The organism is Streptomyces sp. NPDC107500 (assembly GCF_055582785.1).
On the sequence record NZ_JBVJPF010000008.1, the window covers coordinates 65,132 to 79,241 of the forward strand.

Annotated in this window: 12 protein-coding genes; 6 read left to right on the top strand and 6 right to left on the bottom strand. The window is 73.5% G+C overall.

Annotated elements, in window-relative coordinates:
- Positions 1 to 39 precede the first annotated feature (39 nt).
- Genes ACZ67M_RS29545 through hutU form a run of 3 tightly spaced genes read right to left on the bottom strand, consistent with a single transcriptional unit; the run spans position 40 to position 4,273 of the window.
- On the bottom strand, positions 40 to 1,389 hold the full coding sequence (locus ACZ67M_RS29545) for a formimidoylglutamate deiminase (RefSeq protein WP_469853613.1): 1,350 nt from the start codon (positions 1,387 to 1,389) through the stop codon (positions 40 to 42).
- The gene (locus tag ACZ67M_RS29550) at positions 1,386 to 2,603 is read right to left on the bottom strand and encodes an allantoate amidohydrolase (RefSeq protein WP_469853614.1); all 1,218 of its coding nucleotides are present in this window, start codon (positions 2,601 to 2,603) and stop codon (positions 1,386 to 1,388) included. The genes ACZ67M_RS29545 and ACZ67M_RS29550 overlap by 4 nt, the downstream gene beginning before the upstream one ends.
- Positions 2,600 to 4,273, bottom strand: coding sequence for a urocanate hydratase (gene hutU / locus ACZ67M_RS29555; RefSeq protein WP_382805218.1), 1,674 nt, complete (start codon positions 4,271 to 4,273; stop codon positions 2,600 to 2,602). Before hutU ends, ACZ67M_RS29550 begins: the two co-directional genes overlap by 4 nt.
- A 177-nt stretch (positions 4,274 to 4,450) precedes the next feature.
- On the opposite strand from hutU, the gene ACZ67M_RS29560 reads away from it, so the two are divergent.
- The gene (locus tag ACZ67M_RS29560; RefSeq protein ID WP_469853787.1) at positions 4,451 to 5,836 is read left to right on the top strand and encodes a type III PLP-dependent enzyme domain-containing protein; all 1,386 of its coding nucleotides are present in this window, start codon (positions 4,451 to 4,453) and stop codon (positions 5,834 to 5,836) included.
- Positions 5,837 to 5,915: 79 nt separating this feature from the next.
- Here the strand turns inward: ACZ67M_RS29560 and ACZ67M_RS29565 are convergent, their stop codons facing one another.
- Together ACZ67M_RS29565 and ACZ67M_RS29570 are read right to left on the bottom strand one after the other, a co-directional pair.
- Positions 5,916 to 6,503 (bottom strand): hypothetical protein, encoded by a 588-nt coding sequence (locus tag ACZ67M_RS29565; protein WP_467321756.1) that lies wholly within the window; start codon positions 6,501 to 6,503, stop codon positions 5,916 to 5,918.
- 112 nt (positions 6,504 to 6,615) lie between these two features.
- Positions 6,616 to 7,494 (bottom strand): MurR/RpiR family transcriptional regulator, encoded by an 879-nt coding sequence (locus ACZ67M_RS29570; RefSeq protein ID WP_361357943.1) that lies wholly within the window; start codon positions 7,492 to 7,494, stop codon positions 6,616 to 6,618.
- Between the two features lie 114 nt (positions 7,495 to 7,608).
- On the opposite strand from ACZ67M_RS29570, the gene ACZ67M_RS29575 reads away from it, so the two are divergent.
- Together ACZ67M_RS29575 and ACZ67M_RS29580 are read left to right on the top strand one after the other, a co-directional pair.
- Complete coding sequence (locus tag ACZ67M_RS29575) at positions 7,609 to 8,067, top strand: protein-tyrosine phosphatase family protein (protein WP_392102678.1); 459 nt, start codon at positions 7,609 to 7,611, stop codon at positions 8,065 to 8,067.
- Positions 8,068 to 8,173: 106 nt separating this feature from the next.
- Complete coding sequence (locus tag ACZ67M_RS29580) at positions 8,174 to 8,596, top strand: hypothetical protein (protein WP_385802790.1); 423 nt, start codon at positions 8,174 to 8,176, stop codon at positions 8,594 to 8,596.
- A 358-nt stretch (positions 8,597 to 8,954) separates the two neighbouring features.
- Here ACZ67M_RS29580 and ACZ67M_RS29585 read toward each other — a convergent pair whose 3' ends face one another.
- A complete protein-coding gene (locus ACZ67M_RS29585; RefSeq protein WP_361357939.1) occupies positions 8,955 to 10,340 on the bottom strand; it encodes a cystathionine beta-synthase in 1,386 nt (461 codons plus the stop codon).
- 179 nt (positions 10,341 to 10,519) lie between these two features.
- On the opposite strand from ACZ67M_RS29585, the gene ACZ67M_RS29590 reads away from it, so the two are divergent.
- The 3 genes from ACZ67M_RS29590 (at position 10,520) to ACZ67M_RS29600 (ending at position 14,110) form a co-directional block, all read left to right on the top strand.
- Positions 10,520 to 11,545, top strand: a complete 1,026-nt coding sequence (locus ACZ67M_RS29590; RefSeq protein ID WP_361357936.1) for an SGNH/GDSL hydrolase family protein — start codon at positions 10,520 to 10,522, stop codon at positions 11,543 to 11,545.
- 243 nt (positions 11,546 to 11,788) lie between these two features.
- On the top strand, positions 11,789 to 13,009 hold the full coding sequence (locus ACZ67M_RS29595) for an acetyl-CoA C-acetyltransferase (protein ID WP_361357934.1): 1,221 nt from the start codon (positions 11,789 to 11,791) through the stop codon (positions 13,007 to 13,009).
- Positions 13,010 to 13,306: 297 nt separating this feature from the next.
- A complete protein-coding gene (locus ACZ67M_RS29600) occupies positions 13,307 to 14,110 on the top strand; it encodes a hypothetical protein (RefSeq protein ID WP_361357931.1) in 804 nt (267 codons plus the stop codon).

A 14,110-nucleotide genomic window follows, 5' to 3' on the forward strand; every position in this document is an offset into this window, starting at 1 on the left:
CGTCCGTGGCGTCCTCGTGGGGGCGGGGATGGGTGATGGCTAGGCGCGCAGGGCTTCCACGGCCCGCGCGAGGGCCTGCGGCACCCCGGGTACGAGGGTGTGCACCCCGTCGCGTACGACGTGCCGTCCGCCCACGACCGTGTGCCGTACGTCCGCTGCCGTCGCGGCGAATACGGCCGTCTCGGCGCCGAGCCTGGGCAGCGGCCCCGCCGTCCTGACCGAGTCGAGGGCGACCGTCGCGAGGTCGGCGCGGGCGCCGGTCTCGATCCGGCCGGTGTCGTCCCAGCCGAGGGCGGCGTGGCCGTCGGCGGTGGCGGCGCGCAGCAGTGCGGCGGCGGTCCAGTGGCCGCGGATGCGGGTGCGCAGGCGCTCGTTCAGCTCCATGGCGCGCGCCTCTTCCAGCAGGTCGACGACGGCGTGGCTGTCGGAGCCGAGGGAGAGCGGCGAGCCCGCCCGCTGGAGGGCGGCCGCGGGGCCGATGCCGTCGGCGAGGTCCCGTTCCGTGGTGGGACACATGCAGGTACCGGTGCGGCTGCCGCCGAGCAGGGCGACGTCCTCGTCGGTGAGGTGGGTGCTGTGGACGCCGGTGGTGCGCTCCCCCAGCACGCCGTGGTCGGCCAGCAGGCGGGTGGGGGTGCGGCCGTGGGCCCGGTGGCAGGCGTCGTTCTCGGCGGTCTGCTCGGACAGGTGCACGTGCAGCGGGGCCCGCCGCTCCCCGGCCCAGCGCGCCACGGTCTCCAACTGGTCCGCGGGCACGGCCCGTACGGAGTGGATCGCGGCCCCGATCCGTGCGTGATCGCGTTCCTTGAGAAGTGAAGAGCGTTGCGCCCAGGCGTCCGCCGTCCCGTCGGAGAACCGCCTCTGGTGGGCGTTCGGGGGCTCGCCGAAGCCGGCCGACAGATAGCAGGTGTCCAGGAGGGTGATGCGGATGCCGGCCTCGGCGGCGGCCTCGACCAGCGCCTCGCCCATCGCGTTGGGGTCGGCGTAGGGGGTGCCGCCGGGCGCGTGGTGGACGTAGTGGAACTCGCCGACGGTGGTGATGCCGGCCAGCGCCATCTCGGCGTACACCGCGCGGGCCAGGTCGAGGTAGGTGTCCGGGTTCAGCCGGTCGGCGACGGAGTACATGACCTCGCGCCAGGTCCAGAAGGTGCCGGAGCCGACCTGGACGGTGCCGCGCAGGGCCCGGTGGAAGGCGTGGCTGTGGGCGTTGGCCAGGCCGGGCAGCGTCAGTCCGCGCAGGATCTCGGCGCCGGGGGGCGGGGTGGGCGTGTCCTGGAGGACGGCGGTGATGCGGCCGTCCGCCACCTCCACGGCGACGCCCGGCTCGACGTGTGTGCCGAGCCAGGCGTGCTCCAGCCAGTAGGTCCGGGTCCGCTCGGTGGGGGTCACGTGCAGGCCAGCCCTTCCAGTGCGTCGGCGAGTGCGGTCACCCCGGCCACGCAGTCGTCCTCGGCCGCGTACTCGGCCGGGGAGTGCGAGACGCCGGTGGGGTTGCGTACGAACAGCATGGCGGTCGGGATGCGGTCGGAGAGGATTCCGGCGTCGTGTCCGGCGCCGGTGCCGAGCACGGGGACCTTCAGTTCCGTCGCGCCGCCCAGGATGCGGGCGAGTTCGTCGCGCAGGGCGTGGTCGAACTCGACGACGGGCGTGAAGGACTCGCGGACGACGTCGAGGTCGACTCCGTGGGCCGCGGCGTACTCGCGGGCCGCCCGCTCCACCCCGGTGACCACGGCGTCCAGGCTCTGCTGGTCGGCGGCGCGGGAGTCGAGCCAGCCGCGGACCAGGGACGGGATGGCGTTGACGCCGTTGGGCTCCACACTGATCTTGCCGAAGGTGGCGACGGCCCCCGCGAGTTCGGCCTCGCGGCGGGCGGCGAGGACGGTCTCGGCGTAGGACAGCATCGGGTCGCGGCGGTCGGCGAGGCGGGTGGTGCCGGCGTGGTTGGCCTCGCCCCGGAAGTCGAACCGCCAGCGCCCGTGCGGCCAGATGGCGGAGGCGAGGCCGATCCGGTCGCCGGACAGGTCGAGGGCGCGGCCCTGCTCGACGTGGAGTTCGACGAAGGCGCCGATGCGGGCGAGCCGCTCGGGGTCCGGGCCGAGGGCGGCCGGGTCGTAGCCGGCGTCCTCCATGGCCCGCGGGAGGGTGATGCCGTCCCCGTCGGTCAGCCGGTGGGCCTGCTCCACGGTGAGCGCCCCCGCGGTGAGCCGGGAGCCGACGCAGGCGAGGCCGAAGCGGGCGCCCTCCTCGTCGCCGAAGTTGACGATGCCGAGCGGCCTGGTGAACCGCGCTCCCCTCCCGCGCAGTTCGTCCAGGGCGGCGAAGGCGGAGACGACACCGAGGGGCCCGTCGAAGGCGCCGCCGTCGGGCACGGAGTCCAGGTGGGACCCGGTGACGACGGCGTCCCCGGCGGCCGGGTCACCGAGCCAGGCCCACTGGTTGCCGTTGCGGTCGGTCTCGTAGGCCAGCCCGCGTGCCTCGGCCTGCTCCTGGAACCAGGTGCGGCAGTCGGCGTCGGCGCCCGTCCAGGCGTAGCGGCGGTAGCCGCCGGAGGCGGAGCTGCGGCCCACCGGCAGCAGCTCCGCCCACATGCTGTGGAAGCTCACGCGGCGCCACCCTCGCGGCCCTCGCGCATCGGCACCCGCACGCCCCGCTCCCCGGCGACCGACTCGGCGATGTCGTACCCGGCGTCGACGTGCCGGATGACGCCCATGCCGGGGTCGTTGGTGAGGACGCGGCGGATCTTCTCCCCGGCGAGTGCGGTGCCGTCGGCGACCGTCACCTGGCCGGCGTGGATGGAGCGGCCCATGCCGACGCCGCCGCCGTGGTGGAGGGAGACCCAGGAGGCGCCGGAGGCCACGTTGACCATGGCGTTGAGCAGCGGCCAGTCGGCGATGGCGTCGGAGCCGTCGAGCATCGACTCGGTCTCGCGGTACGGGGAGGCGACGGAGCCGCAGTCGAGGTGGTCGCGGCCGATGACGATCGGCGCGGCCAGCTCACCGCTCGCGACCATGTCGTTGAAGCGCTCACCGGCCTTGTCGCGCTCGCCGTAGCCGAGCCAGCAGATCCGGGCGGGCAGGCCCTGGAAGTGGACCCGCTCCCCCGCCATCTTGATCCAGCGGGCCAGCGACTCGTTCTCGGGGAAGAGGTCGAGGATCGCCTTGTCGGTCTTGGCGATGTCGGCGGGGTCGCCGGAGAGGGCGGCCCAGCGGAAGGGGCCCTTGCCCTCGCAGAAGAGGGGGCGGATGTAGGCGGGGACGAAGCCGGGGAAGGCGAAGGCCCGGTCGTATCCGGCGAGCTGGGCCTCGCCGCGGATGGAGTTGCCGTAGTCGAAGACCTCGGCGCCGGCGTCCTGGAAGCCGACCATGGCCTCGACGTGCCGGGCCATGGACTCGCGGGCGCGGGTGGTGAAGCCCGCCGGGTCCTTGAGGGCGGCGTCGGCCATGTCCTCGAAGGCGATGCCGGTGGGCAGGTAGGCCAGCGGGTCGTGGGCCGAGGTCTGGTCGGTGACGATGTCGATGGGGGCGCCCATGGCGAGCAGCTGCGGGACCAGCTCGGCGGCGTTGCCGAGGACACCGATGGAGAGCGGTTCGCGCCGGTCCCGGGCCTCGGTGGCCAGCTGGAGGGCGTGGTCGAGGGAGTCGGCCTTCACGTCGAGGTAGCGGTGCTCGATGCGGCGGTCGATGGCGCGCGGGTCGCAGTCGACGCAGATCACGACGCCGTCGTTCATGGTGACGGCGAGGGGCTGGGCGCCGCCCATGCCGCCGAGGCCGGCGGTGAGGGTGATGGTCCCGGCGAGGGTGCCGCCGAACTTCTTCGCGGCGACGGCGGCGAAGGTCTCGTAGGTGCCCTGGAGGATGCCCTGGGTGCCGATGTAGATCCAGGAGCCGGCCGTCATCTGCCCGTACATGGTCAGGCCGAGGGCCTCCAGGCGGCGGAACTCCTCCCAGTTGGCCCAGTCGCCGACGAGGTTGGAGTTGGCGATGAGGACGCGCGGGGCCCACTCGTGGGTCTGCATGACGCCGACCGGGCGGCCGGACTGGACGAGCATCGTCTCGTCCTGCTTGAGCTTCTCCAGGGTGCGGACCATGGCGTCGAAGGAGCGCCAGTCGCGGGCCGCCTTGCCCGTGCCGCCGTAGACGACGAGCTTGTCGGGGTGCTCGGCGACCTCGGGGTCGAGGTTGTTCTGCAGCATCCGCAGGGCGGCCTCCTGCTGCCAGCCCAGGGCACTCGGCGTCGTACCGCGTGGCGCTCGGACGGGGCGGGGTCCGGACATGGTCTGCCTCCTGGTGGCTTGCTCCCGGCGGATTGTTACTACGGATATTCACATACTCGCTTCGTGAATAGAACTAGTCAATACGTTCGTGTCCCGCACCGGGCGCGTGCGAGTGTTTGGCTGGATGTACAGGCAGGCTGCGACGACAGGGAGGATCGCGTGAGCGACGGCACGGGCATGAGCGGTGACCTCGACGGCATGGGGACGGAGCGGGCCGCGCGGCGGGACGGGGCGGTGCGGGCCGCGGTGGAGCAGGGGCTGCTCGGGCCGGACGGTCCGATCGTCGGGCTCCTCGACGTCGCCGGGATCCGGGAGTCGGCGGCGGCCCTGCGGGCGGCGTTCGACGCGGTGACGGCGCCCGGTACGCCCGTGCTGCACGCCTTCGCGGTCAAGGCGACCCCGCTGGTCCCGGTGCTGCGGCTGCTGCACGAGGAGGGCATAGGCGTGGAGGTGGCCAGCCCCGGCGAGCTGGCGCTGGCCCGGGCCGCGGGGGTGCCGGCGGAGCGGACGGTGCTGGACTCGCCCGCCAAGACGCCGGCCGAGCTGCGGGAGGCGCTGGAGCTGGGGATCGCGGTCAACGCGGACAACCCCCAGGAGCTGGAGCGCCTCGACGCCCTGGTGACGGCCTTGCCCGACACCGCCTCGCCCCTCGGAATCCGGGTGAACCCGCAGGTCGGCGGGGGCTCCATCGAGGCCCTCTCGACGGCGACCGCGACCTCGAAGTTCGGCGTGGCGCTGCGGGACGAGGGGGCGCGGGAGTGGGTGGTGCGGGCCTATCTGGACCGGCCGTGGCTGACCCGGCTGCACACCCACACCGGGTCCCAGGGCATCCCGCTCACCCTGATGGCCGAGGGCGTGGCGGCGTCGTACGCGCTCGCCGAGGAGATCAACGAGCGGGCCGGGCGGCAGCAGGTCGACACCCTGGACATCGGCGGCGGGCTGCCGGTGAACTTCGGGTCGGACGAGGAGTCGCCGACGTACGCCGAGTACGCGCGCGTACTGCGCGAGGCGGTGCCGGGGCTGTTCGACGGGCGGTACGGGCTGGTCACCGAGTTCGGGCGGTCCCTGCTGGCCAAGCACGGCACGGTGGTGGCGCGCGTGGAGTACGCCAAGAGCGCGGGCGGGCGGCCGGTCGCGGTGACGCACGCGGGCGTGCAGGTCGCGACGCGGACGGTGTACGCGCCGGGCGCGTGGCCGCTGCGGATCGCCGCGTACGACGGCAAGGGGCTGCCGAAGGAGGGTCCCGACGTGGTGCAGGACGTGGCGGGGCCGGCGTGCTTCGCGGGCGACCTGCTGGCCGTGGGGCGGGCGATGCCGTTGCTGGCGCAGGGGGACTACGCGGCGGCGCTGGACACGGGGGCGTACTACTTCGCGCATCACTACGCGTACAACTCGCTGGCGCGGCCCGGGGTGTACGGGTTCGTCTCCGACGACGACGGGGGTGTCTCCTTCGCCACCGTGCGGGAGGAGCAGCGCGTCGAGGAGATCGTGGCCGAGGCCGGCGGGGGTCACGCCGACGCGCTGACCGTCGCCGTCCGCCGCGGGGGCGCCGGCCGCTCGTAGGCCGGGTGTTCGTCGTGGCCGGGCGCGCCCACGCGGCGGAGCCGGGTGAGGTCACCGCGCCGCGCCCCTGACGAGGCCGTCAGACCGGTGCCGGGGCCTTGCGCCGCGCGCCGCCCGGGGCGGCGTCGCCTGCCGCGATGCCGGTGCTGCGGTAGGCCCTGACCGTCTTGCCCGCCGGGCGGCCGGCGTTGTCGGCGAGCCAGTCCACGCGGACCCACAGCAGGGCGTCGCCGGACTGCTCGCGGCGGCCGATCCAGGCGGACTTGAGCCACAGGCCCGCGCCGCAGCCGGCCATCAGCAGTCCGCCCGCGGCGGGCGCGGCGAAGGCGCTGCCCAGGGCGGCGAGGAAGGCGAGGAGCAGCCACCAGCGGTGGCCCCGGCGCCAGTTGCGCAGGGTCACCGCGCGGTCCTGGAGTACGTCGTGCCTGCCCGCGCGGGCCGCCGAGCCGGCCAGGGCCGTGTAGCGCCCGCGCCGCGTCCACGCCACGACGGCCGCCGCGACGATGAACAGCGCGGCACCGGCCAGTACGCCGATGCGGCGCCCGGTCAGCCCCGGCACCAGCACGCCGGCGCCCGCCGCGAGCAGGCCCAGCCACCACAGCGGTGCGGCTCCCGCCCGTACGACGACGGCGACCCGAGCCAGCCCCACCTGTCCTGCGCGCGTCACGTCCTGCCTCCCGTCCCGTCCCTGCCCGTCCGACCCGCCTGAACGGGGCGTCAGGCGCCGCACTGTAACGGGGCAAGCTGAGACGAGTCTGAGAAGGCGTCCGCCGTCCGGGTCACTCCACGAACAGCCCCCGCGCCGCGGCCTCGGCGTCGAACTCCTCCAGCCGGGCCTGCGCGTCCGGCAGGTCGTCGCACATCGCCTCGAGCAGCACCCGGCCCAGCAGCATCGGCGCACAGGCCGTGTCGAACGCGAGGCCGGTGCCGACGGCGGCGGGCAGCAGCAGGTCGGACACCTTGGCGACCGGCGCGAAGGCGGAGTCGGCGACCGTCACCACCATGAGCCCGGCCTCCTTGGCGTGGGTGAGCGCGTCGACGACCTCGCGCGGATGCCGGGGCAGGGCGAAGCAGAGCAGCGCGGTGGCGCCGGCCCGGACGGCGGCGTCGACGCGGTCGTGGAGCATCGTGCCGCCCTCGTTGAGCAGCCGGACGTCCGGGTGGACCTTGGCGGCGAAGTAGGCGAAGCCGTGCGCCTGGGCCGCGGCGGCCCGCAGTCCGAGCACCGGCAGCGGCCGGCTCCCGGCGAGCATGCGGCCCGCCTCCGCCACCGGCCCGGGGTCGGCCAGCACCTCCGCCAGGTGCCGCAGGTTCTCGATCTCGGCCATGACCGCCTGCTGGTACTCGTTGCGGTCGTCGGTGCCGGCGTCCGGTTCCGCCGGGGCGACCTCGCGCAGATGGCGGCGGAGCGCGGGATAGCCGTCGAAGCCGAGGGCGACGGCGAAGCGGGTCACCGACGGCTGGCTGACCCCGGCCAGTTCGGCCAGCTCGACGCTCGACAGGAAGGGCACCTCGGGCGCCCGGCGCACCATGCTGTGGGCGATCCGCCGCTGGGTCGGCGTCAGCCGGTGCCCCTCGAAGAGCGCCTGGAGCCGTGCGGCCGGGCTGTCGGCCCCGCCCGTCCCGCCACTCGCGCCGGCCCCGCTGGTCCCGCTCATGGCCTGCTCCCCCAAGGTCTATTCACATCACCCGGTCACTGCATACCGTTATACATCCAGGCGCCGGAGGGCACGATGCCGAGCGCGACGGGACCGAGGGAACCAGGACGACGGATGACCGAGTTGTGGGACGGCGGCACCCCCGGGCTGGTGGAGCTGCCCTCGGGCCGCAGGCTCAGGGGACGCGGCCTGCGATACGACCTGCCTCAGGGGCAGACACCGACGTTCACCGTGCACCTGACGGATCACGAGCCGCCCAGACCGCCGTGGGAGTCGGTCTGGGTGCCCTGGCGGGACTTCTGGCTCCCCGCCGACCCGATGGACGCGATGCGCAGGCTCCGCGACGCCTACGAGCGCGCGCCGGGCGAGCGCGTGGAGGTCTGCTGCGGGGGCGGCGTCGGCCGGACCGGTACCGCGCTGTCCGCGATCTGCGTCTTCGAGGGCATGGACCCCAGGGAGGCGGTCAAGTGGGTGCGGCGCCACTACCACTCCCGTGCCGTGGAGGTGCCCTGGCAGCGGCGCTTCGTCCGTCAGGTCCACGCCGCGAGCACCGGCGGTAGCGGGCGGGCGTGACCTCGTCCGTCCTCGCGGACCCCTGCGGGACATCCCCCACCCGATACGGGGGCTGTCCCCAGTGCCATCGCCTCCCCGGCCGCCTACCTTGAGTGACATGACGGGAATGGACGCGCGGGACACCGACCTCAAGAAGGAACTCGACGCCACCCTGCAGACCCGCAGGGAGCTGGGCGAGGAGTACGAGTCCGCGCTGGTCGACTCTTTCCTGGAGAAGGTCGACCAGCGCATCGACGGCGCGGTCGAGCGCCGGGTGCGCAGGCAGCTCGCCGAGCAGCAGATGACCACGGCCCGGGAGAGCCGGACGCCGAGGTCCACGGACTCCTTCGGCGAGCGCTTCGGCTTCGGCATCGTCTCGCTGGTGCTCGCCGTCCCGCTGTCCGCGATCGGCGGCGGAGTCGCCGACCTCCCCGGACTGCTGGTCGCCTGGGCGGGCATCGTCGGGGTGAACGTCGTACAGGCCGCCCGCACCAACCCGGGCCTGTTCGGACGCCGCCGCGCCGGGCGGGACGACGCCTGGGAGGACTGACAGAGGGGCTGACGCAAGACTGCGCGGGGACCGCCGGCACCCCCATCACTGGGGGGCGGGACGACGGCGGTCCCCGCGGGGGACGCGCGGTGCCGGGCCTCACGGCCGGGGTGGCGCGTCCGTGGCGTCCATGGAGGTCCGGGAGCCGCTCCGGAAGGTCCGTGACGCCGTTCGGCGCCGGCCGGACCGGGGAGCCGCTCCCAATCCCGCCGACACCGCATACTCTGCCGGTCGCGTGTTAAGCGACTGCTGCGCGCACGTGACGTGCGCGTACCGCTTCCGCGAAGTTCACGAAGATCGCGGAGCGGGCCAAGTCGGCCGCGCCCACCGGGGATTCACCCGGCGGACACCGCCGGTTCTACTTCCCGCGGGCCAGGAAGGACAGCAGGTCCTGACGGCTCACCACGCCGGTGGGCTTGCCCTCGACGAGGACGATCGCCGCATCGGCCCGGCCGAGCACCGACATCAGGTCCTCGACCGGCTCGCCGGAGCCGACCTGCGGCAGCGGGGCGTACATGTGCTTCTCCAGCGGGTCCTCCAGCGAGGCGCGCTTGGTGAACAGGGCGTCCAGCAGCTCGCGTTCCACGACCGAGCCGACGACCTCGGCGGCCATCACGTCCGGGTGGCCGGCGCCGGGCTTGACGATGGGCATCTGCGAGACGCCGTACTCGCGCAGCACCTCGATGGCCTGACCGACCGTCTCGTCCGGGTGCATGTGGACGAGGGAGGGGATGGAGTCGCCCTCCTTGTGGTTCAGGACGTCGGCGACGCGGGCGCTGGGGCCGGCGTCCTCCAGGAAGCCGTAGTCGGCCATCCACTCGTCGTTGAAGATCTTGCTGAGGTAACCGCGCCCGCTGTCCGGCAGCAGTACGACGACCACGTCGTCCTCGCCGAGCCGCGCCGCCACCTCGAGCGCCGCGACGACCGCCATGCCGCAGGAGCCGCCCACCAGCAGGCCCTCCTCCTTGGCGAGGCGGCGGGTCATCTGGAAGGAGTCCTTGTCGGAGACGGGGACGATCTCGTCGGCGACGTTCCGGTCGTACGCGGTCGGCCAGAAGTCCTCGCCGACGCCCTCGACCAGGTAGGGCCGTCCGGAACCGCCGGAGTAGACGGAGCCCTCGGGGTCGGCGCCGATCACCTGCACGGCGCCGTCGCTGATCTCCTTCAGGTACCGGCCGGTGCCGGAGATGGTCCCGCCGGTGCCGACACCGGCGACAAAGTGGGTGAGCTTCCCCGCGGTCTGCTCCCACAGCTCGGGGCCCGTGGAGTGGTAGTGGGAGAGCGGGTTGTGCGGGTTGGAGTACTGGTCCGGCTTCCAGGCGCCCGGCGTCTCGCGGACCAGCCGGTCGGAGACGTTGTAGTAGGAGTCCGGGTGCTCGGGGTCGACCGCGGTCGGGCAGACGACGACCTCGGCACCGTACGCGCGCAGGACGTTGATCTTGTCGGTGGACACCTTGTCAGGGCAGACGAAGATGCACTTGTAGCCCTTCTGCTGGGCCACGATCGCGAGGCCCACGCCGGTGTTGCCGCTGGTGGGCTCGACGATCGTGCCGCCGGGCCGCAGCTCTCCGCTCTTCTCGGCGGCCTCGATCATGCGCAGGGCGATGCGGTCCTTCACCGAGCCGCCCGGGTTGAAGTACTCCACCTTGGCCAGGACGGTAGCCCTCAGGCCCTTGGTCACGCTGTTGAGCCGCACCAGCGGGGTGTTGCCGACGAGGCTGATCATCGAGTCGTGGAAATGCACCGTGGTCTCCGGATGCCGCAAAGGATGGGTCTTTTTATCGGGTCCGGCCAGCCTATGGCCTGCCCGGCCGGTGCACCCGCCCGTGCCACGTGACGGTCGTTCACTCCCCGTTGAGATTGGGCGACCGTCCGTACGGGGCAAGGAGTGGGTGTACGGCATGAAGGAGGTGGCGGCGGCGTATGACGAGCATGTCCAGAGCGAGGGTGGCGCGGCGGATCGCGACGGGAGCGGCTTACGGAGGCGGCGGCATCGGGCTGGCCGGTGCGGCCGCGGTCGGTCTGCTGCTGGCGGAGGTGCAGCTGGCCCGGCGCCGGGTGGGCATCGGCACGCCCGCCCGGGTGCCGAACGCGCAGGGGGTGTACGGGGACGGCCTGCGGACGGCCGGTGAGCCGCCGCTGCGCCTGATGATGCTGGGCGATTCCACGGCCGCCGGGCAGGGTGTGCACCGGGCCGGCCAGACGCCGGGCGCGCTGCTGGCCTCGGGGCTGGCGGCGGTGGCCGAGCGGGCGGTGGACCTGGGTTCGGTCGCGGCGCCCGGGGCGTGTTCGGACGACCTGGACCGGCAGGTGGCGCTGGTGCTCGCGGATCACGGCCGGGTGCCCGACATCTGCGTGATCATGATCGGCGCCAATGACGTCACCCACCGGATGCCGGCGACCCAGTCGGTCAGGCACCTGTCGGCGGCGGTACGGCGGCTGCGCACGGCCGGCGCGGAGGTGGTGGTCGGCACCTGCCCGGACCTGGGCACGATCGAGCGGGTGCGGCAGCCGCTGCGCTGGGTGGCCCGGCGCACCTCGCGGCAGCTGGCGGCGGCGCAGACCATCGGCGTCGTGGAGCAGGGCGGGCGCACGGTGTCGCTGGGCGACCTGCTGGGCCCGGAGTTCGCGGAGAACCCGCGGGAGCTGTTCGGCCCCGACAACTACCACCCCTCCGCCGAGGGGTACGCCACGGCCGCGATGGCCGTCCTGCCGTCGGTGTGCGCCGCGCTCGGCCTGTGGCCGGCCGAGGAGGAGCACCCCGACGCCCTGCGCCGCGAGGGCTTCCTGCCGGTGGCCCGGGCTGCGGCGGAAGCGGCGTCCGAGGCCGGCACGGAGGTCGCGGCGGCGATGCCGACGGGGCCACGGGGGCCGTGGGCACTGCTCAAGCGCCGCCGGCGCCGCAGGGTGTCGGAGACGGAGCCGACACCGTCGGCACAGCCGAGGTAGGGGTTTTCAGCCCGTCCGGCGTTTGAGGACGAGGCCGTCCAGGCCGACGGGGGGGTCTGGGGGCGCAGCCCTCAGGTCGACGGCCACCACGAGGCCCCGCACCAGGAAGCCGCTCCACCGCCGGAGGCAAAAGCAAGCGCTTAGAAAGTTGCGGTCCATGTCACACCCCCACACCCGTGACCCGGGCCATACGTCCGGGTAACTTCCCCAGCAGCCGCCCACCGCCTCTCCACTGGAGCCGTGATGCCCGAAGCCGTGATCGTTTCTGCCGCCCGCTCCCCCATCGGCCGCGCGTTCAAGGGCTCCCTCAAGGACCTGCGCCCCGACGACCTGGCCGCCACGATCATCCAGGCCGCGCTCGCCAAGGTTCCGGAACTGGACCCCCGGGACATCGACGACCTGATGCTCGGCTGCGGCCTGCCCGGCGGCGAGCAGGGCAACAACCTCGGCCGGATCGTCGCCGTCGAGATGGGCATGGACCACCTGCCGGGCTGCACCGTCACCCGGTACTGCTCCTCGTCGCTCCAGACCTCCCGCATGGCCCTGCACGCCATCAAGGCCGGCGAGGGCGACGTCTTCATCTCGGCCGGCGTCGAGATGGTCTCCCGGTTCGCCAAGGGCAACTCCGACAGCCTGCCGGACACGCGCAACCCGCTGTTCGCCGAGGCCGAGGCCCGTACCGCCGCCGTCGCCCAGCAGGAGGGCACCACCTGGCACGACCCGCGCGAGGACGGCCTGATCCCCGACCCGTACATCGCGATGGGCCAGACCGCCGAGAACCTCGCCCGCTCCAAGGGCGTCACCCGGCAGGACATGGACGAGTTCGGCGTCCGCTCCCAGAACCTCGCCGAGGAAGCCATCAAGAACGGCTTCTGGGAGCGCGAGATCACCCCGGTGACCCTCCCCGACGGCACCGTCGTCGCCAAGGACGACGGCCCGCGCGCCGGTGTCACCCTGGAGGGCGTGCAGGGCCTGAAGCCGGTGTTCCGCCCCGACGGGCTGGTCACCGCCGGCAACTGCTGCCCGCTCAACGACGGCGCCGCCGCCCTCGTGATCATGAGCGACACCAAGGCCCGCGAGCTGGGCCTGACCCCGCTCGCCCGCATCGTCTCCACCGGCGTCTCCGGCCTCTCTCCCGAGATCATGGGCCTGGGCCCGGTCGAGGCCAGCAAGCAGGCCCTGTCCCGCGCCGGGCTGGGCATCGGCGACATCGACCTGGTCGAGATCAACGAGGCGTTCGCCGCGCAGGTCATCCCCTCCTACCGCGACCTCGGCATCCCGCTGGAGAAGCTGAACGTCAACGGCGGCGCCATCGCCGTCGGCCACCCCTTCGGCATGACCGGCGCCCGCATCACCGGCACGCTCATCAACTCCCTCCAGTGGCACGACAAGCAGTTCGGCCTGGAGACGATGTGCGTGGGCGGCGGCCAGGGCATGGCGATGGTCATCGAGCGCCTGAGCTGACGGCCGCACCGGGCGGGTGACTGAAGGACTGTCAGTAGCGCCCGGAGGACCCTGCGTGACGCCACGGCCCGGGGCCCTGTGACCACAGGGTTCTGGGCCGTTTTGTGACCCAATCTCCCCCAGGATGTGACCTACCTCTCTCGCCCCCTTGATTTACGCAGGTCAGACCGACCACACCCCTCCCTTCCGGGCCCAAAGTCCTGTCCGTTTCGTGACGTTACGCACTGACAGACGGTTAGTCCTCCCTTCAAGCTGATGTAGGAAGTCGGGGGTCGACTTTGAACCGGGAGTACGTCAGTGAGCGCCATGCCGATCGCCCTGCTGCTCACCACGGCCGCCACCGGCGCCGTGGGCGTCGCCGTCCTGCGCAGCGTTCTGGTGCTGCGCCGGCAGGTGACCGCCCTGCGCGCCGAGCTGGCCGAGAGCCGGGCCACCGCAACGCGGGGCCGCGTGCCGGCCGCCCGCACCACCGCCGACGCCGAGGAGATACGCGCCGCCGTCGCGGAGGCGCTCGCCGAGGAGCGCGAGCGGGAACTCGCCGAGGCGAGGGCCTTCTGGGCCGCGCAGGAGTCGCGGGACGCGTCCGACGCACCGCTGCTGCTCGGGCTGACCGACAGCGAGCTGTTCCTGCCCCGCCAGGCCGACCTCGTGGGCCTGGAGCCCGTGATCGAGCCGGTCGCGGAGAGCGACGAGCCGTCCGCGCAGGACCTCGGCGGCCCGAGGGACTCCGCCGAGCTGGCCGCCGCGCGCCGCCGGCACCCCTCGCACCCCGACTTCGTACCGAACCCGGCACCGGCCGTGAACGACCATGAGCGGACCGTCGCCACCCTGGAGGGGCTGGCCGAGTCGGGCGTCACGCTCGCGGACGTCCGTCCGGGGCCGCTGGGCACCCTCGACGTGTACGTCTTCTCCGACGGCACCACCCTGTGCATGACCCCGGGCCACCGCGAGACCGCGGAGCGCCTGGCGGACGCGCTGGGCGCCGGCCAGACGCCGTACCTCCTCGGCGGCTCGGGGATCTCCGGCGCCTACACGCTGACCTTCGCGTGCGGCGAGGAGAACGTGTACATCCTGGCGGACCGGGTCATCGCGTCCCTGTAG